18 protein-coding genes are annotated in these 18,130 nt (G+C 59.2%); 10 read left to right on the top strand and 8 right to left on the bottom strand.

The window, feature by feature from the left end; genetic code table 11:
• Positions 1-3: 3 nt before the first annotated feature.
• Positions 4-984: a 16S rRNA (cytidine(1402)-2'-O)-methyltransferase gene (gene rsmI / locus AD930_RS16195; RefSeq protein ID WP_061507173.1), complete on the bottom strand. Its 981-nt coding sequence runs from the start codon at positions 982-984 to the stop codon at positions 4-6.
• Here rsmI and AD930_RS16190 point away from each other — a divergent pair.
• Positions 972-2,393, top strand: a complete 1,422-nt coding sequence (locus AD930_RS16190) for a penicillin-binding protein activator (protein WP_061507172.1) — start codon at positions 972-974, stop codon at positions 2,391-2,393. The two genes, rsmI and AD930_RS16190, sit on opposite strands and share 13 nt — an antisense overlap.
• Before the next feature lie 85 nt (positions 2,394-2,478).
• Here the strand turns inward: AD930_RS16190 and AD930_RS16185 are convergent, their stop codons facing one another.
• From AD930_RS16185 to AD930_RS16175, 3 genes are all read right to left on the bottom strand, one after another.
• Positions 2,479-4,089, bottom strand: a complete 1,611-nt coding sequence (locus AD930_RS16185) for a tetratricopeptide repeat protein (protein WP_061507062.1) — start codon at positions 4,087-4,089, stop codon at positions 2,479-2,481.
• Positions 4,090-4,206: 117 nt separating this feature from the next.
• Positions 4,207-4,797: a CarD family transcriptional regulator gene (locus tag AD930_RS16180; protein ID WP_043552352.1), complete on the bottom strand. Its 591-nt coding sequence runs from the start codon at positions 4,795-4,797 to the stop codon at positions 4,207-4,209.
• A gap of 79 nt (positions 4,798-4,876) precedes the next feature.
• Positions 4,877-5,752, bottom strand: a complete 876-nt coding sequence (locus AD930_RS16175) for a bestrophin family protein (protein ID WP_043552354.1) — start codon at positions 5,750-5,752, stop codon at positions 4,877-4,879.
• Positions 5,753-6,065: 313 nt separating this feature from the next.
• Between AD930_RS16175 and fghA the strand changes: the two genes are divergently transcribed.
• The 3 genes from fghA (at position 6,066) to AD930_RS18000 (ending at position 8,310) form a co-directional block, all read left to right on the top strand.
• Complete coding sequence (gene fghA / locus AD930_RS16170) at positions 6,066-6,932, top strand: S-formylglutathione hydrolase (RefSeq protein WP_373320514.1); 867 nt, start codon at positions 6,066-6,068, stop codon at positions 6,930-6,932.
• 195 nt (positions 6,933-7,127) lie between these two features.
• Positions 7,128-7,643 carry a hypothetical protein gene (locus AD930_RS16165; RefSeq protein WP_061507061.1) on the top strand — a complete coding sequence of 172 codons (516 nt, stop codon included), beginning with the start codon at positions 7,128-7,130 and terminating at the stop codon, positions 7,641-7,643.
• Positions 7,633-8,310 (top strand): hypothetical protein, encoded by a 678-nt coding sequence (locus tag AD930_RS18000; protein WP_156477180.1) that lies wholly within the window; start codon positions 7,633-7,635, stop codon positions 8,308-8,310. The genes AD930_RS16165 and AD930_RS18000 overlap by 11 nt, the downstream gene beginning before the upstream one ends.
• Before the next feature lie 94 nt (positions 8,311-8,404).
• Here the strand turns inward: AD930_RS18000 and AD930_RS16160 are convergent, their stop codons facing one another.
• From AD930_RS16160 to AD930_RS16150, 3 genes are all read right to left on the bottom strand, one after another.
• Positions 8,405-8,959, bottom strand: a complete 555-nt coding sequence (locus AD930_RS16160) for a YdcF family protein (RefSeq protein ID WP_061507170.1) — start codon at positions 8,957-8,959, stop codon at positions 8,405-8,407.
• Between the two features lie 65 nt (positions 8,960-9,024).
• Positions 9,025-9,975, bottom strand: a complete 951-nt coding sequence (locus AD930_RS16155; RefSeq protein WP_061507060.1) for a cell division protein FtsX — start codon at positions 9,973-9,975, stop codon at positions 9,025-9,027.
• A gap of 3 nt (positions 9,976-9,978) precedes the next feature.
• Complete coding sequence (locus AD930_RS16150; protein WP_061490673.1) at positions 9,979-10,650, bottom strand: cell division ATP-binding protein FtsE; 672 nt, start codon at positions 10,648-10,650, stop codon at positions 9,979-9,981.
• Positions 10,651-10,918: 268 nt separating this feature from the next.
• Between AD930_RS16150 and AD930_RS17995 the strand changes: the two genes are divergently transcribed.
• Complete coding sequence (locus tag AD930_RS17995; RefSeq protein WP_156102590.1) at positions 10,919-11,080, top strand: hypothetical protein; 162 nt, start codon at positions 10,919-10,921, stop codon at positions 11,078-11,080.
• Positions 11,081-11,088: 8 nt separating this feature from the next.
• On the opposite strand, the gene AD930_RS16145 is transcribed toward AD930_RS17995, so the two are convergent.
• A complete protein-coding gene (locus AD930_RS16145) occupies positions 11,089-11,502 on the bottom strand; it encodes a hypothetical protein (RefSeq protein ID WP_043552363.1) in 414 nt (137 codons plus the stop codon).
• A gap of 378 nt (positions 11,503-11,880) precedes the next feature.
• On the opposite strand from AD930_RS16145, the gene AD930_RS16140 reads away from it, so the two are divergent.
• The 5 genes from AD930_RS16140 (at position 11,881) to AD930_RS16120 (ending at position 18,073) form a co-directional block, all read left to right on the top strand.
• Positions 11,881-13,665, top strand: a complete 1,785-nt coding sequence (locus AD930_RS16140; protein WP_061507059.1) for an ATP-binding protein — start codon at positions 11,881-11,883, stop codon at positions 13,663-13,665.
• The gene (locus AD930_RS16135; RefSeq protein WP_061507058.1) at positions 13,655-15,649 is read left to right on the top strand and encodes a response regulator; all 1,995 of its coding nucleotides are present in this window, start codon (positions 13,655-13,657) and stop codon (positions 15,647-15,649) included. The genes AD930_RS16140 and AD930_RS16135 overlap by 11 nt, the downstream gene beginning before the upstream one ends.
• Positions 15,650-15,711: 62 nt before the next feature.
• Positions 15,712-16,317: an ATP-dependent protease subunit HslV gene (gene hslV, locus AD930_RS16130; protein WP_043552367.1), complete on the top strand. Its 606-nt coding sequence runs from the start codon at positions 15,712-15,714 to the stop codon at positions 16,315-16,317.
• Complete coding sequence (gene hslU, locus AD930_RS16125; protein ID WP_061507057.1) at positions 16,317-17,630, top strand: ATP-dependent protease ATPase subunit HslU; 1,314 nt, start codon at positions 16,317-16,319, stop codon at positions 17,628-17,630. The genes hslV and hslU overlap by 1 nt, the downstream gene beginning before the upstream one ends.
• Positions 17,630-18,073, top strand: coding sequence for a SufE family protein (locus AD930_RS16120; protein ID WP_043552370.1), 444 nt, complete (start codon positions 17,630-17,632; stop codon positions 18,071-18,073). Before hslU ends, AD930_RS16120 begins: the two co-directional genes overlap by 1 nt.
• Positions 18,074-18,130 lie beyond the last annotated feature (57 nt).

Below are 18,130 nucleotides of genomic sequence, written 5' to 3'. Positions count from 1 at the left end.
GCCTTAGTCGGCGCTGTTTTTAAGTTCCGCAGCCAGTTCCAGCGCACGGGCGTAAACCGTGCGGCGGGGCAGGCCAATGGCCGTGGCGGCGAGGGCTGCGGCATCTTTGACGGAATGTGTGCTCAACAGGCTGCGCAGGGTCGTATCCAGATCATCCGCGCTGCTTTCCTCGGCTTCTGCCGGGCCGAGCAGGAGGGTGATTTCTCCTCGCGGTGCTGTTTCCGCATAGAATGCGGCCAGCGTGCCTACAGGGCCGCGTTTGACTTCCTCAAAGCGTTTCGTGAGTTCCCGTCCCACGGCGCACGGGCGGTCTTCCCCAAACACTTCGGTCATGTCGGCCAGCGTATCCGCCAGACGGTGCGGGGCTTCATGCCAGATCAGGGTGGCGCTCAGGCCAGCTCGTTCCGCTGCGCGCAGTTTGGCGAAGGCTTCCTTGCGGGCGGCAGAGCGCGGGGGCGGAAAGCCGATGAACATGAAGGGGTGCGGCGGCAGGCCGGATAGCACCAGTGCGGTCAAAGCAGCGTTAGGGCCGGGGATGACGGTCAGCGGGAGGTCCGCGTCAATCACTGCCCGCACCAGCCGGAAGCCGGGGTCGGACATCAGCGGCATGCCGGCGTCGGACACAAGCGCCATGCGGGTGCCGTTCTGCATCCGCTCGATGAGGGCCGGAACGCGCTGGCGTTCATTGTGCTCGTGCAGGGCTTCCGTGCGGGTTGTAATATTCCGGTCAGACAGCAGGCGGGCTGTCATGCGGGTATCTTCACACAAAATCAGGTCGGCTTCGGCCAGAGCTTCCGCACCACGCAGGCTGAAATCTCCCAGATTTCCTATGGGAGTCGCAACCAGAGTGAGGCCTGCCGCACCACCTGAGGAAGAGAAGGCATGACGAGAGGCCTTTCCTTCGCTATGGAGTGTGGAAGTCCGGTCATAAGCTTCATCAGGCCGGTTGTTTGCGGAGGACGATCTGGATGATGACGCGCACATATTCTTTCCTGTCAAAGGCATCCACGCGAGGTCTGGCTGGAAATGGCGCAGGACGCAAGGCCGGAATGGTTGTTTTGGGTACAGTTGGCCTTGCAATGGCGGGATGTGCGGACCAGTCCGGCCCCGGTGCAGCCACTGGCCCGCAGGCCCCAAAGGCCGCGACGAGCCACAAGATTGGCGTTCTGCTGCCGTTGACCGGGCCGAATGCCGCCCTGGGGCATGAGCTTCTGGCCGGGGCGCAGCTTGCTCTTGCAGAAAATGGAACGTCCACGACGCCGGGGCAGGTGTCTGCCCTGCAAATGGACGTGCATGACACAGCAGCCGTTGGGGGCGCCTCCGCTGCGGCCACGGCGGCGGCTGAAGCTGGCGATGGCATTATCCTCGGCCCGCTGACGGCGGTGGACACCGCTGCAGCAGCACCTGCTGCGCAATCCGCCAGCATGCCGGTTCTGGCTTTTACCAGTGATGTTGGTCAGGCCCGGAATGGTGTGTGGGTGATGGGCATTACGCCGGAAGATCAGGTGGAACGTCTGGTTGCCACGGCGCGTCAGGAAGGGCGGCATCGTTTTGCAGCCTTCCTGCCGGATAATCCGCTGGGCCATGCGCTGGGGAATGGTTTGCTGGCGTCCTGCCGGGATCAGGGCCTGATGTCCCCCACCATTGTTTATCACACCGGCTCTCAGGCCAGCATTACGCAGATGATGCGGGAGCTGTCTTCTTACGACACGCGCCGTGCGGAAGCACAGCCGGATGGCAATGCGTCTGCGCCTGCAAGCACGCCTGCGGCACCCGCTACGGGCAGCGCGGACACGACAGACAAGACGCTGCCGTCTGATCTGGCTGCCGCTCTCAAAGGTGGGTCTGATACGCCTGCAACGGCTTCGGCTGATGGCGCAGCGCCAACCCCGACAGTGCCCAAACTTGCGCCGCCGCCGTTTGATGCGCTGCTGCTGGGTGATACGGGCCTTGGCCTGAAAAACGTGATTGGTGCGCTGGCAGATAGTCAGGTGTCCTCCGCCAATGTGCGGATTATGGGGCCGGGCCTGTGGGCTGCGTTTGCGACCAAGCTGGGTGCCCTGAAGGGTGCATGGTATGCGGCGCCGGACCCGTCATCCCGCCAGAGCTTTGCCAGCCGCTTTATGGCACGCAACCACCATATGCCACGCCCGCTGGCTGATCTGTCCTATGATGCTGCAAAAGTTGCCACCACCGTGGCGCGCGTGGCGCCTAATGGTTACCCCGCCGATGTGCTGACCCGTTCGGAAGGGTTTGCGGGGGTGGACGGTCCGTTCACGCTGCTGCCGGATGGTCGTACGCGTCGGGCTCTGGGTGTGTTTGAAGTTCTGGATAATGGGGGCGGTGCAAAACTGCTGGTTCCGGGCACCACCAAAAGCGCTGTTTCAGGTTGATCTGAACGCGGCTTTGAAAAAGCAAACGGGGCACCGGGGAGAAATTCCCGGTGCCCCGTTTTTGTTTCAGGCTTATTCCGCTGCGTCAGGCGCGGTAGGCGGCCATAACGCGCAGGCGTTCCGCGACCTTTTTCACAACATCATCCCACCTGCGGGGCGTGGTCTGCCGGACAATGTGCATGGTTGGGTACCACGGGCTGGTGTCCTGCCCATGCAACCAGCGCCAGCAATTGTCATACCGATCCATCATGATAACTGGCTTGCCCAGCCCCCCGGCCAGATGGACGGACGAGGTATCGACAGACACAATCACATCCAGTGACATCATGAGCGAGGCTGTATCGTCCATGGTATGCAGGTCATCCGTGGGGTCATACAGCGTCATGTTACGCGGCGGGTCCAGCATCTGGTCCGCATAAGGGCCTTTTTGCAGGCTGATGAGGTTGATGCCGGGAATAGCGCTGAGCGGTTCCAGTGTTTTCAGGCTCATGGAGCGCCTGCGGTCCACCATATGCGGGCCAATCAGGTTAGGGCGCGGCGCACCACCCCAGATCACGCCGACATTCAGCTTGTGATTGTCGGGCAGGAGTTCGGCAAACTCTTTGACCTTGTCGGGGTCGGCTTTCAGATACGGGACGGGAGCGCCCATGGCATCCGGCGTGGCGGAAAAAACGCGGGGCAGGCTGATAAAGGGGCAATGCCAGTCATACGGCGGCACCTCGCCTCCCACCTGCACGGTGCCAACGCCTTCAAGACGGCGGCAGAGATCTTCCAACGTATCCGGCACCCAGAGGTGAACATGCGCGCCCCGGCGGGCCAGCGGTTCCACATAGCGCAGATACATCAGTGTATCGCCCAGACCTTCTTCCTGCGTGACCAGAACGCGCTGGCCGGTCAGGTCTGTGTCCGGCCCGAGGGAGGGGAGCAGGCGGTCCTGCGGCAGGCTGCTGTGGCCCGGCAGCTTCAGCCGCCATTCATGCTCGGCCCAGCCCTGTGCATAGCGTCCGGCTTTGAGCAGGGTGATGGAATGGTTCAGGCGGATCTGAGCATCTGTGGGGCGGTAGACAATGGCGCGGCGGTAGGCGTTCAGAGCGTCCTCAAACCGGCCTTCTCCTGCCAGAATGCAGCCGATGTTGGAGAGGGTGCCGGCGTGTTCCGGGTTTTCCGCCAGCACGCCTTCCAGCACGCTCAGAGCCTCGGCCATATCTCCGCGCTCCGTCAGCGCCATAGCCAGCATGTTGTAGGAATAGGTGGCATTGGGGCGGAGGGCGATGGAGTGGCGCAGGGTTTCAACGGCCTCGTCAAACAGGCCCATCTGGGTCAGCACGCCGCCCAGCACGTCATAAATACGGGCATCCTGCGGGGTGACCTTCAGCGCGGCACGGCAGGTCGCAACGGCATCCGGCCTGCGGTCCAGCTCCGCCATGATGTCGCTCAGGTCCTGCAGGGGGTGAACGGTGGTGGGGCTTTTCTGTGCAACCCGGCACAGAAGTTCCGCAGCCTGTTCCGGCTTATTGGTTCCTGCCAGACAGAAGGCGCGTACTATATCAACGGAATTCTCCCCACTGCTGGCGTAGGGACTGAGGGCCTTCAGAGTGCTTTCAAAGTGCCCGGCTTTGATCTCACTCAGCGCCCGGCGCAGAATGGCAGGATCAGGAACCGCAGAATGTGCGGGGGAGGAGGCTTTGCGCGTCATGGCCGCCAGCCTACTGCGCTGATGCAGTGCTGAAAAGAGGAAGCGCACCCGCCATCAAAAAACCCGGTCAGGCACTGGGCCGGACCGGGTTTTTGCGTCAGATCTGGAGCGGGAGCCTCAGGCTGCTTTCATCACAGCCGTGAGGGAGTCCAGAACTTCCGTGGGGTCTTTTTTCTCAAGAACAGCGACTTCCGCCACAAAACGTTCCTGAGCGGCTTCAAACAGCTTCCGTTCACTAAAGCTGCCGTCCAGACTGTCCACATTGCGGCGCAGGTCACGCAGCACTTCGGCGATCTGAACCAGATCACCAGAGTTGATCTTTTCCTGATACGCAACAGCGCGGCGGGCCCACATGCCTTTGCTGACATGCGGCTTGCCCTTGATGATGGCCATGGCTTTGTCCACAATCTCGCGCGAGACGATTTTGCGAAGACCAGCTTTACGGGCTTTTGTCAGCGGGATGCGCAGGGTCATCTGGTTGCCGGGGAAGGAGATCTGAATCACTTCCAGCTTGGTCCCGGCAATCTCGTCAACACCGATGCGGTCTACACGGCCCACGCCATGGGCGGCATAGACAATGGCGTCACCTTCCTGGAAGGGGTCGTCATCTTTAATTTTGGTTTTGGCCTGCGCTGCGGTTGTTGCGGCGGCAGTGCGTGCCATTGCGTCTGTCACGCCGCCTTTCGGAGTTGTTCTGAATGTGCTCATAACCAAACCTTATACCACAATTTCCGTGGCCTGTCTTCCAAAACGGCTGACAGGCCCGTATGGCAGATGGAGCCGCAGATCAGGGCTGAATGCCGTTTACTGCGGTGATGGGCGGCGGCAGCGGCAGACCTGTGGGCTGGACCACATCAATCTCAATCGTGCGGGCCATTGCGGCCATGGGGAGGGCGTGCGGCGTGCTGGCAAACGGCTCCTGCAGGTCATTCGCACTTTTATCGAGCACCAGAAACAGAATACCCACCAGAGATGAACCCAGCGGCGTAATCCATTCCAGCGTCTGCACCATGGATAGCGGCAGAACGATACAGAAGACGTTCACCAGAGCACGGGGCAGGGCAGAAAACTGCATGGGCAACGGCGTGTTGCGAATACGCTCAAGCCCGCCCTGCGCATTGGCGAGGTCCGAGAGGATGCGGTCAATCTGGCCATGCACTGCGCCATCAATGCCCTTTTTAGCCACTTCATCACTCACGCCCAGACCGAGCTGATAGAGAATGGCGTTAGGCTGGTTGCGCCAGCCTGCAATGGCCTTTGCCATTTCCGGCGGGAGCAGGCGGTTGACGTCGGCAGAAACATCCACATTCCCCAGCGCGCCGCGTAGGGCATGCGGATAGGCGGCCATGCCCATCATCAGGTCTGGGCGGTCCTTGAGCAGGGTGCCGACCTGTCGGCCGAAGGAGCGGCTATTGTTGGTAATGGAGCCCCACAGGGTGCGAGCCTCCCACCAGCGGGCATACGCACTGTTGCTGCGAAAGCCCATGAACAGGGCCAGCGCTGAGCCAATGAGCGATGTGGGCAGGCTTGGCTGCTCCATCCATTCCTGATGGAACACCTGGAACAGGATAACCACGATGAGATCCCACGCCGCCATAAGCAGGATAACACCAAAAATTTCTTTACTGATGATGCGCAGGCCGATCCGTTGGTCAACGATCATCCATTAAATCTCCATTCTATCTGGGGTCAGGCACCGGGGCCGGACCGTAAAAAGCAATGTTGCTTAACAGCTTAGCCCCCAAAGGGTTTCCTTGGATGCAATGCTGTAGCGCGTAAAATGGGACAATAGCATGGTCTGGCGCGTGTGTGGCGGGGGTGGGAGGGCTTTTTAAAAAAATCGTCATGATTTTCTTGTGACTCCGGACACGAGAACAGCTCTGGCCCTCCCGTTAAAAAGCGGATTATCGTGGTTGTATTACGTCAGGGCGGCAGAGCATTTGCGCTGTGGCTTGGGGAAAGTAAGGAGTGTCGGGCTGATGACGACCAGCAGCATGCTGAAAACCAGATCGGAGCACCTGTGCCACGGGGGGCGTGTTGGCTTTTACAGCCATCAGTCCGACGTGCTGGGGCTGGAAGCCCGCTTTGCCGTGTTTGTGCCGCCCGGTGCTACGGCGGCGCGGCCTGTGCCGGTGGTGCATGTGCTGGCGGGGCTGACCTGCACGGAAGAAACCTTCTTTATCAAGGCCCATGCGCTGGCTGAAGCCGCCCGACTGGGGATTGCTCTGGTAGCGACGGATACTTCGCCGCGCGGGGCGAAGGTGCCAGGTGAGGAGGATAGCTGGGATTTTGGCACCGGAGCCGGGTTCTATCTGGACGCGACACAGGAACCGTGGAGCCGCCATTACCGCATGGGCAGCTACATTGCGCAGGAACTGCCTGCCTTAACAGAACAGCTCTTCCCGCTGGATGGCGCGCGGCGCGGCATTATGGGGCATTCCATGGGCGGCCATGGGGCAATGGTGCACGGGCTGCGGGCACCGGAGTTCTGGAAATCCATCTCGGCCTTTGCGCCCATTGTGCATCCGGCTGCCGTGCCGTGGGGTGAGAAAGCCTTTACCGGCTACCTGGGGCCAGACCGGCAGGCATGGCGACGGGAAGATGCCGTCTGCCTGCTGGAAGATGGCTACCGCCACCCGGCGGATATTCTGATTGACCAGGGCGAGGCCGACCAGTTTCTGGAACGCGAGCTCAAACCGGAACTACTGGAAGAGGCTGCCCGCAAAGCAGGCCAGTCCCTCCGCCTCCGCCGCCATGCCGGGCATGACCATTCGTACTGGTTTGTGCAGAGTTTTGCGGCTGATCATATTCGGCATCATGCGGGGGTGTTGAATGGGATGTGAGGGAGGCTTAAAGAGTGAGTGAAAGTGGCTGGTCTGCTTTCGCCCTCATTTCTGACATAAGGCAGATTGTCCTCAATCGAAAAACAGACAGTGGTTAGCAATAATTGGTATGCTGAAAATGAAGAGACTGACATATTGTGATTTTGTGCATCTTAGTTGATAAGATAATAAATAATTATTTTTGGTGAAAAAGAGATGAGTTTTCTGCCTGACCCTTTGGTTTCAGAAGTGATTTCTTTATTAGAAAGCATTGAATTGGCGTGGATTGGAGAGGAAATAGAAGAGGTTATTAATGGTGGAAAACCAGAGACGTTTATCGTTAATCAATCTAAAATAGAAGGAAAACTTACATTTAAATTGGGAGAAAAAATTTCGTCTTCTGATGTGCGAGCTTCTGGCGAGAAGACACGAATGAAGCTGTCACCATTTACTTTAGATGAACAGATAAATATTATAAATAAAACCCTTGAGACGTATACGTATGAGGTTTCCAACAACATAAACGAGATTTTAAAGAGGGCAAATACAATCCACCTCAATGAGAGTGCCTCTGACATTGAATTGCATTTAGTTGATGATGAAAGCAATGAGGAATTTCAATTATATACAGTTGACCTTGACAGTATTAAAAAGAAACTAATTGTCATTCAAGGTTTGCTTTTAGAGATGATGTCGCTACCGTCCAAGGAGATTCTTAAAGATGGCGATTAGTCCTCGTTCAGGATATCTAGCACGTATAAGAACCGAACTTTCCAACTTAAAAGCTGCCAGTCCCTCTCTGGCATCGCGCGGCGTAATCGAGAAAGTTTATGAAATCTACATTCTGATGTGCTTACTTGAGGCTCTCCGTAATATTGGGGCAGTAATTGAAGCCCGTGACCTTAATGATCAGAAAACAAATAATTTAATATTCAGATTTGGTCCTGGAAAAATCCATAGTCCTACCACGCCCTCAACTTTTATAAATGCAATATGCCCTGGACGACAGTTTGAAGTTCAAAATGGTATTCGAGTTCGCGGACGTTCAAGTGTATTGCATGAGCTGGATGTATGTATCGTTGATAAAGAAGAGGCCGTGAAGTGTCGTATTCTTCAAGTTGATCCATCACAAAACAAAATTCACGCTTTTATAGAATGCAAATTTTATGGTGTTACACTTAATTTAAGCATAGGCCGTGAGTTTATAGGTCTTAATTCCGAATTTAGCACTTCAGTCAAGGCGCTTGTTTCCAATACATCCCACAGTGATATACCAAAACTTTTGAATGCCCATAAAGCAATGCCCATTTTTGAAGTTCGAATATCTAATCGTAGTCGTGAAGAACAACTGATTGGGTGGTTTTCTACGGAACTGCGACGGAGATTTCATATTCCTTAATGTATAGTACATCCGTCGGTTTGTTGATCTGGTCTTTCAAGAACGGACAGTCTGATTTCCCCCCCTAATCAGACATTCCCTCAGTCACTTACATTCACCCCGCAGCATGCGACGGGTTATGCGCAAAACCTGCTAGTGCGCCGAGCCATTTTGCAAATTCTCGGAGGAGGAGTTGCAGGGTTGAGGTCTCGAAGGGGTGTTCGAGGGCTGGGGGAATAACCGGGTAGGGGTAGAGGGTGACGCCCGGCAGGGTGCGGCGGAGTTCCACCAGAGCGCGGCGCATGTGGTAGCCTGCCGTAACGACCGTGAGCGTGTGGACATGGTTGTCCACCACCCATGCGGCTGTCTCGCTCGCATTTTCAATAGTGGAGCGGGCCAGATAGCCGAGGGTTACGCGGTCCTTGAGGCTTTCTGGCAGGTGCGGGGGGAGCAGGTCCTGTTGGGTGGCTTGTGGGTCTACTCCGGAAATCAGCAGTTTATCGCCTCGGTTTTGCATAAGCAGGCGCAGGGACGTATCCACGCGGCCTTGCCCACCTGTGAGTGCGACGATGCCATCGGTGTGTGGCATGTTGTCCGGTGCAGGCTTGAGCGCGTCATATACAAACCAGCCAAACGCCCCGCAGAGTGCCAGACTGGCCAGCAGCCCCATTTTAACCCACCAGAAGATGAAGCGAGACAGGCGTGAGGGGCGATGAGGACGATCGGCCTCGTGTCTCATGGGAGCCGTCGGAGCCAGACGCGGACCATAAACTGTGTCGTCACCCAGCCAATAAAGGCGGCCACAAACGGCAGGGCGGCGAGGCCGATCAGCATGTCACCGGGCAGCAGGTCCGGCAGAGTGCGCCAGTCCGGCATGGTTGTGCTGGCGGCTTGTAGCGTGGAGGCCGCAAACGGGGCAGCCATTCTGAACAGCAGGAGCAGCGGGGCCATGGCCAGCAGAGTGCCGAGCAGGCCGCCACCAAGTGCCAGGCCGCCCGTGCGCCATGCAAAGCGCCCGGCAATGTAGCTGTCTGTCGCCCCTAGCCCGTGCAGGATTTTAATAATATCACGTCGAGTGGACAGGCCCGCTTTTGTGGCCAGAGCGGTGATCATGGTGGCAATGCCGCCGACTGTTGCGAGTGCTAAAGCAGCGCAGGCCAGCAGGCTTTGGGCCAGAGCCCGCAGGCGGGTGCTCCATTCCGCATTATGTTCCACCACTGTGCCGGGCACATGCGCGTCCAGCGTCTGTTCCAGATTAGTCGGGGCTTCCTGCCCCTCGGCCAGACGCACTTCAATAACGGCAGGCAGGGGGAGAGCCGTTTTGCCCGCATCGCCCAGCCAGGGGGTAAGCAGTCTGGCCAGTTCGTCCTGCGTGAGCCGATGGACCTGTGTGCCGGTGGGCAGGGTGGCAAGGTCTGCCAGCACGGCATCGGCGCGGGTTGGCTGGGCGGTCTTGTCGGCTTTACTGGTTACGGCAAGGGGCTGGTCGGGTTCGGAGACCTGAATGGTCAGCAACTGCGCAGCACCGCCTGCCCAGCGGGTGGAGAGGGTGCGGGCACCGGTCGCGCCCGTCAGCGTCAGGGCGGCCAGAAAGCTCATCATAGCGACCAGAATGAACAGGCTTCTGTCCGGCAGTGCTTCTGAGAGGGAGAGACCGTCTTTACGGCCAGAAAAGGGAAGGGCCACGGCTCAGGCTCCATCCTGCACAAGGCGGCCGCGTTCCAGCACTAAGGCCGGTCGGGGCAGGCGGCGGACCAGTGCCTCATTATGGGTGGCGACAATCACGGTGGTGCCCATGCTGCTCAGTTCACTGAACATATCCAGCAGTTTGTGCGCCTGCGGTTCTTCCAGCGCGTTGGTGGGTTCATCCGCCAAAATCAGGCCGGGGCGATGCACAATGGCGCGGGCAATGGCGGTTCTCTGCTGCTCACCGCCAGAAAGGCGGGAGGCGCGGACGCCCAGCTGGTCGCCTAAGCCCACCCATTTCAGAATGGACTGCACTTCATCCGTAATTTCATCTTCCGGTCTGTGTTGCAGGCGCATGGGGAGTGCGACGTTATCGGCCACGGAGAGGTCCGGCATCAGCCGAAAATCCTGATGCACCATGCCGATTCTTTGCCGCAGGCGCACCAGAACGGAACGGTGTGTGTGGGCTGTCACATCCTTGTCCAGCAGGCACAGCGTGCCATCGGAAGGCAGGCTTTCCACATGCAGCAGGCTGAGCAGGCTGGTCTTGCCCGCGCCAGACGGGCCAAGCAGCCAGCGGAAGCCGCCCTGAGGCACTTCAAAAGACAGATTGGAGAGCACGGGGGTGCTGGCCTTGCGCTCCCTGCGCCATGAGACGTTGGTGAGACGAATCATAGTGAAAGCACGGTTCTGCCACGCGGCAGCAGACAGGAAGGACGGGGGTTACGCATGGGATCAAGTGTAACGGAGGGAAGGTGGTGCTGTCGATCAGAAGCCGTGGGGGAACGCTAAAATAGCAGGCCGGGGCTTCCGGTCTGGCGTGGCGTCCGGTCCGTTGTGTATAAAGGGGGCTGCCGGGGCTGGCTCGGCAAACACGTTGCCAGAGTAGCCCTCCGATTCGAGCCCTGAAGCCAATCGGCTAATTAATCAGCAAGAGGTAAGAATGCCCGCTTTACGAGAACTGATGCTGACGGACAGGTTCTGGCGGTGGGCATGGATGGCCAGCGGCGTGGTGGCTGTGCTGGTGGTCCTGTCAGTCAGTTTCTGGTGGCAGGATATTGTGCAGGTCTGGCCTGCGGCAGCCCGGCTGCATCAACCGGGCTGAGGTACCTTTTACATATTGCGCCCGGCTAGGGTGGCCAGTGTCGCACCGGCAGCGGCCAGACCCATCAGAAGAATGCCGTCCCAGATCATGCCGCTGGCTGTCAGCGTGTGGCCTGCCATGGTGAGCTGTTCCGGAATGGCGGAGGCGACGTTGGCAATGGCGTCACGCGCCTGCGGGTCAGCCGAGGCGCTGACGTGAGAGACCGCGCCAATCAGCACAGGCAGAGCTTTCCACGCGACACCAGCAATCAGCAGCAGCGGGGCAAACAGTTCTGCGAGTTGCTGGATAAAGTAGAAAACAAAATAGCAGATGGACCACAGGCCGGCACGGGCCAGCTTGAGCCCCAGCGGCGAAGAACTCTGCGCGCTGGATAAAAAGGAAAGGGGCCGCTGAGCATCAGCGCGGTTGGGGGTGTGGTCCATAGGTCTGGTGTGTCCTCAGCCAGTAAAAACAGGGTGCGGCGGCGGTCAGAAACCAACAGGCACGCACAGATTGGACAGGATTATACACAAGTGCCGCCCAAGCACACACAGGCTTGCCGCAAAAGGCAGAGGCTGTGGCTTTGCTGCTATAGGACTTTGTTATAACAATCATGTGGGCGTTAGTCTTTCTTGCTCAGGTAACGCATTCGCGAACAGACGGGGCTGCCGGGATTGGGCTAGATGAATTCACGCTCATGAACGCGTCACCCCTGTGGTCGTGAGGCAGGGGCATGATGTAGAAGACGGCAGCAGAAGAAACAGGACACCTGAAAACGTGATGGACGCTCCGGGGCAACAGGTGTGGGATGCGGAATTGAGATGACGATCCGCTCGAATAATATTTTGCTGGTGGGACTGGAGCCTGAGCGGCGTGAGGCGTTTTCTGCGCTTTTGAACCAGCGCGGCTTTCAGGTGCGATCTGCGCTCAGCGGTCGTCAGGCGTTTGAAGGGTTTGAGGATCAGTTGCCGGACCTGCTGGTGGTGCCTGCCGCGCTGCCGGATATGTCCGCCGCACAACTGTGCCAGCGCCTGCGGCTGAATGCGGTGACGCGGGGCATCCCCGTTCTGGTGCTGGTGGAAACGCAGAACCCGGAGCAGGAGCGCCTGATTCTGGAGCAAGGAGCTGATGCCTGCCTGAGCAGCCAGACTGAGCCGGCTTTCCTGATGTTTCGGATCTGCACTCTCCTGCGGGAGCAGGAGGAAGACCCGCTGTCCCGCATGGGGGGGACGTTCCGCCAGCCCTGTGTGGCCATTGTTACGGCTCCTGGTGGATTGCTGTGGTCCTGGCGGGGGAAGGGGCGGGATACGCCGCCTGTTCTGTCAGAGCTGCTGCGGCGGAATGGCGCCAGCGTCGTGTTGATTGATGATCCCGATGATTTTAATCTGACGAACTGGCCCGGTGGGAAAGATCAGCCGGATTGTCTGGTGGTGGATCTGGGCTGCCCGGTCTTTGACGGGCTGGCCTTTGCCCACACCGTTGTGGCCATGCGGCGCAGAACCCGGCAGTGCATGCGTGTGCTGGGGATGGTGGATGGTGGCCAGCTATCCGGGCAGATGGCCAGCATGGCCTTTACCGCCGGGGTGGAGGATCTGGTGGATACGGATATTGCGCCGGATCTGCTGGTAGCCCGCATTGGCAGCCTTGTGCGCCGCAAGATGGTGCAGGATGAAACCCGGCGGGAAGAGGCGCATATTGAAAGTGCGCGTGCCCGTATGGCGCTGGCGGATGCCTTGCGGCGCGTAAATGCGGATCTGGCAGCAGCCAACCGCAAGCTGATCGAGGCGCAGGCCAAGCTCGTGCAGTCGGCTAAAATGGCCTCGCTGGGGGAACTGGCGGCAGGGATTGCGCATGAGTTCAACAACCCGCTCGCGTTTGTTCTGGCGCATGAAAACACGGTCAACCGCAGTATTACCCGCGCCCTGAACGCCGTGCGCGAAGGCGATAGCCTGACGGCGGAGCAGGCGCTGGCCAAAAGCAGTGAACGTCTGGCCGCGTCTCTCGTCGGGCTCTCCCGCATGCGGGATCTGGTTGTTAGCCTGCGGCGGTTCTCCCGGCTGGAGGAAGGGGAGTTCAGCCGTCTGGATGTGCCGGATGCCATCAGCATGGTGCTGACTTTGCTGGCCCCCAAACTTGGGCAGAATATTCGGGTGGTGTGCGCTCTGGATGCACCGCCGGACCTGTTCTGTCAGGCGGCTTTGGTGAACCAGGTTGTCATGAATATCGTCAGCAATGCTGCCGACGCCATTATGGAAAAGCAGCGAGAGCAAGAGGCATCCGGGCAGCCCGCGGGCGAGGAAGACCGGATTGAAATCACGTCTACTCTGGAGCCCGCAACCACGCATGCCGGACAGGATTACGTGATCAGGATTAGTGATACAGGACCGGGTGTGCCGCAGGATCTTCAGGAACGCGTTTTTGAACCGTTTTTCACAACAAAACCTGTAGGCTCGGGGACAGGGCTGGGACTGGCGACAGCGTATGGCGTTGTACAGGCCCATGACGGGAGTATTGTTGTGACCGATGCGCGCGAAAATGGCGGAGCCTGCTTTACGTTGCGTGTGCCCTATCGGGCCGAAGAGGAGAGGCGCACTCATGCTGCCTGAACCTGACAAGCGGTCCGTTGTCCTGATTGTGGATGACGAGCCAGAGATTCTGGTCGCTCTGACGGATCTGCTGGAAGACACGTATGAGGTTCTCCCTGCCTCGTCGGGGGAGCGCGGGCTTGCGCTGCTGAAGGAACGCTCTGACGTTGCCGTCATTGTGTCCGACCAGCGGATGCCGGGCATGACGGGGGACGTGTTTCTGGCGCGCGCCAGACTGCTCTCTTCCGCCGGGGCTATTTTGCTCACGGGGTATGCGGATATCACGGCGGTGGAAGCCGCTTTGAATCAGGGGCAGATTTCCTTTTTTGCGTACAAGCCGTGGGATGATGAAACGCTGCTCTCCATGGTCGGGCAGGCGGCGTCTCGTTACCGGTTGGAAAAAGAGCTGCAATGTGAACAGCTTTTGCTGCGCGGCTTGCTGGATAATCTGCCGTTTGGTCTGGCGTTCAAGGAGCAGTCCGGGCGCTTTATCCGCCTGAACCGGCAGATGGCGCAGCAGTTCGGGCGGAGTGTGGATGCGTGTGAAGGCCACACGGAAGAAGAACTGGTGGATGCCACGCGTCTGGAGAGCCTGAAGGATGCGCAGAGGGTTCTGGACTCTTCCGGGCGGGACCAGCAGGTTTTGCAACTGGTCGGACCGGATGGACAGGCCCGCTGGCATGATCTGACGCGCGTGCGGCTGGATGGTGCGCCGGACGGAACCCTGGCTGCCGGGGCCTCTGCTCTGGAAAACTATTCCATCCTGATTGATCGGGATGTGACCGATTTGCTGGCGATGGAGCAGCGCCTGCGTCAGGCCGAAAAAATGCAGGCCATTGGCACGCTGGCAGGCGGCATTGCGCATGATTTTAATAACCTGCTGACGGCTATTCTCGGCTCGCTTGAACTGGTGATGGATCTGGAGCCACCCAAAGAGCCGGGTGTCTCCCGCCTGTTCCATAACGCGCTGGAAGCGGCCCGACGCGGTGGTGCGCTGACGCAGAAACTTCTGGACTTCAGCAGGCCGCGCCATCTGGTGTGCCAGCAGGTTGATTTGCGGGATCTGATGGCATCTCTGCAAAGTTTCATGACGCAGGGTAAAGTGCCGGATGAAATTCAGGCCGTGCTGGGGGCGGCGGCACTTTCCTCCAGCAGCCGCATCAGCACTGTGCAGTTTGATATCCCATCTACGCCGCTGCCGGTGGTGTGGACGGATGCCACACAGCTGGAACTGGCGGTGTTCAATCTGTGCGTCAACGCGCTGGATGCGCAGCCCGAAGGCGGGGCGACTACGGTTTCCGTCCGGCAGGCAAACCGGCCTCTGGGCCTGACGGGCAGCGCCACCCACGGGGAAGCCTGGGTGGTGGTGCAGGTGATGGATCGCGGTGTGGGTATGACGGAAGAAATGCAGGCCCGCATTTTTGATCCGTTCTTCACCACCAAGGGCATCGGGCAGGGTACAGGGCTGGGCCTGTCCATGATCTACGGCTTTATCAGCCATTGCGGTGGGGAAGTGCGGGTGGAAAGCGTGCCCGGTGGTGGCACGTCCATTGAACTCTGGCTGCCCGCCATGGTGGAAGAGCGCGCGCCGGTCACACCGGTTCGACCTGTGCGCGGAGGGCCGGTGCCCCCTCAGACGTTGCCGCCGGTTCAGTCCGGCAAGACCATTCTTGTGGTGGATGATGAACCGGGTGTGCGGGCCGTGACGGCAGGCTTCCTGCGCCGGGCCGGGTATGACGTGCTGGAATCCGCCAGTGGTGCTGAGGCCCTGAGTGTGGTGGGCGACAAGCCGGATATTGCGCTGGTGGTGATGGACGTGATGATGCCGGGCATGAATGGGGATGAAGCAGCCCGCCGCCTGCATGACGTGCGGCCAGAACTGCCCGTCCTGTTTGTAACCGGCTATGCCGACCTTGCCTCGCTGCCGGAAGGGGTTACGGTTTTGCACAAACCCTACACGCGGGATGCCTTGCTGGGGGATGTCAGGGCTATGCTGGCCGCATAACGAGCGGTTTCCTGCCTGCTGGCCTCTTGTGCTGGCGGCAGGAAGGCTTATCTCTTTCTACCATGCAAAGCTTTCAGACAGCCTCCTCCTCGCATGATCCCGTCGGATGGCACGGGACAACCATCCTCTGTGTCCGGCGCGGCCCGACAGTGGCCATGGCCGGGGACGGGCAGGTGACGCTCGGCCAGACCGTCATCAAGGGCAACGCCCGCAAGGTGCGGCGTATTGGCCCCTCTGGCTCCATTCTGGCCGGGTTTGCCGGAGCAACGGCAGATGCCTTCACCCTGCTGGAGCGGCTGGAAGGCAAGCTGGAGCGCTACCCCAATCAGCTTGAACGCGCCTGTGTGGAACTGGCCAAGGACTGGCGGACAGACCGCTACCTGCGGCGGCTGGAAGCCATGATGGCTGTGGCCGATGCGGAGCACTCCTTCACGCTGACGGGGAATGGTGACGTGCTGGAACCTGAAGATGGCATTATCGCCATTGGCTCCGGCGGAAATTTTGCCCTCTCGGCCGCCCGTGCGCTGCTGACGGTCGAGGATCTGGATGCCGAGGAAATTGTGCGTCGTTCCATGAAAATTGCCGGGGATATCTGCGTGTATACCAATCACTCCGTGCGGGTGGAAACGCTGACGGCTTCTCCTTCAACCGACAAGGCTTCTTCCTGATGGACGCACCGACATTTTCTCCGAGGGAAATTGTCTCGGAGCTTGATCGCTTTATTATCGGGCAGGCTGACGCCAAGCGTGCTGTGGCTATTGCGCTGCGCAACCGCTGGCGGCGTGCGCAGTTGCCGGAAGCGCTGCGTGAAGAGGTGGTGCCCAAAAACATCCTGATGATTGGCCCGACTGGCTGCGGTAAAACTGAGATTGCCCGCCGTCTGGCCAAACTGGCTCAGGCCCCGTTCCTGAAAGTGGAAGCCACCAAGTTTACGGAAGTGGGCTATGTGGGGCGCGATGTGGAAAGCATCGTGCGCGATCTGGTCGAAGCCTCCATCACCATGCTGCGCGAGGTCAAACGCAAGGACGTTGCCACCCGTGCCGCGCAGGCTGCGGAAGACCGACTGGTGGATGCACTGGTTGGTGCCAGTGCCTCGGCTGAGACCAAGAACAAGTTCCGCACCATGCTGCGGGATGGCCAGCTGGAAGATAAAGACGTTGAGGTGGCTGTTGTGGAAGCAGCCCCCGCCGGCGGTGGTGAAATGCCGGGGATGATGCCCGGACAGGTCATCAACTTCAGCGAAATGATGAAGACCTTCATGAACAAGACACCCCAGCAGCGCCGCCTGAAAGTGGCAGCCGCGCGGGAGTATCTGGAGCGTGAAGAAGCCGACAAGATGCTGGATAATGAAGCGCTGACGCGGGAAGCCGTGGCGCATGCGCAGGAAAACGGCATTGTCTTTCTGGATGAGATCGACAAGGTCTGCGGTCGTGCTGCCGATGGTGGTGGACGCAGCGGTGATGTCTCACGCGAAGGCGTGCAGCGTGACCTGCTGCCGCTGATTGAAGGCACGACCGTTTCTACCAAATATGGGGCGGTGAAAACCGACCATATTCTGTTTATTGCATCCGGCGCGTTCCATCTGGCTAAACCGTCTGACCTTCTGCCAGAATTGCAGGGGCGTCTGCCGATCCGCGTTGAGCTTCAGCCGCTTTCTCGTGAGGATCTGCGCCGTATTCTGACGGACCCTGAGCATTCTCTGCTCAAGCAGTATATCGCTCTGCTCAGCACGGAAAACGTGACGCTGACCTTCTCGGACGGCGCTGTGGAAGCGCTGGCCGAACTGGCCGCCGATATCAACGATCGCGTGGAAAATATTGGTGCCCGGCGTCTCGCCACGGTGCTGGAAAAGCTGCTGGAGGAAATCTCCTTCACAGCGTCTGACCGGAAGGGCGAGGTCATTCACGTCGAAGCCTCTCTGGTTCAGGACAAAGTTGCTCCTCTGGCCCGCAAGGGCGATCTCAGCCGGTTTATTCTGTAATGAACGCACCCTTTTTACTGCCCGAAGAAGATACTGCCGCTGAGGCGATTGAAGCGATCCGTGACGAGCTTGAAGTCTTTGATGACTGGATGGAACGCTACCAGTACATCATTGAGATGGGCCGCAAGCTGCCGCCATTCCCGCCGGAATGGTGCAATGATGAGCACCGCGTTCCAGGCTGCCAGAGCCAGGTGTGGCTGGAAGCACGGGAAGAGGGCGGAAAGCTCTACTTCGCAGGATTGTCCGACGCGGCCATTGTCTGCGGTCTGGTCGCACTCCTCCTGCGGGTTTATTCCGGCCGCACCTGTGAGGAAATCATGGCGACAGATCCGCACTTTTTGCGGGACCTCGGGCTGGTGCAGGCGCTTTCTACCAACCGTGGCAACGGAGTGGAAGCCATGGCGCGGGCGATCCGGTCTGCGGCGGCGTCTTTGAAAGTCTGAGACAGGATTTCCGGTTTTTGGATTTTCTTTAGTTGGTCGCGCCAGATAACTGGTCGT

This window comes from Acetobacter malorum (genome assembly GCF_001580615.1).
GTDB classification, from domain to species: Bacteria; Pseudomonadota; Alphaproteobacteria; order Acetobacterales; family Acetobacteraceae; genus Acetobacter; species Acetobacter malorum.
Note: the sequence above shows the minus strand (reverse complement) of the source record. Positions and strands in the feature narration are given on the sequence as shown.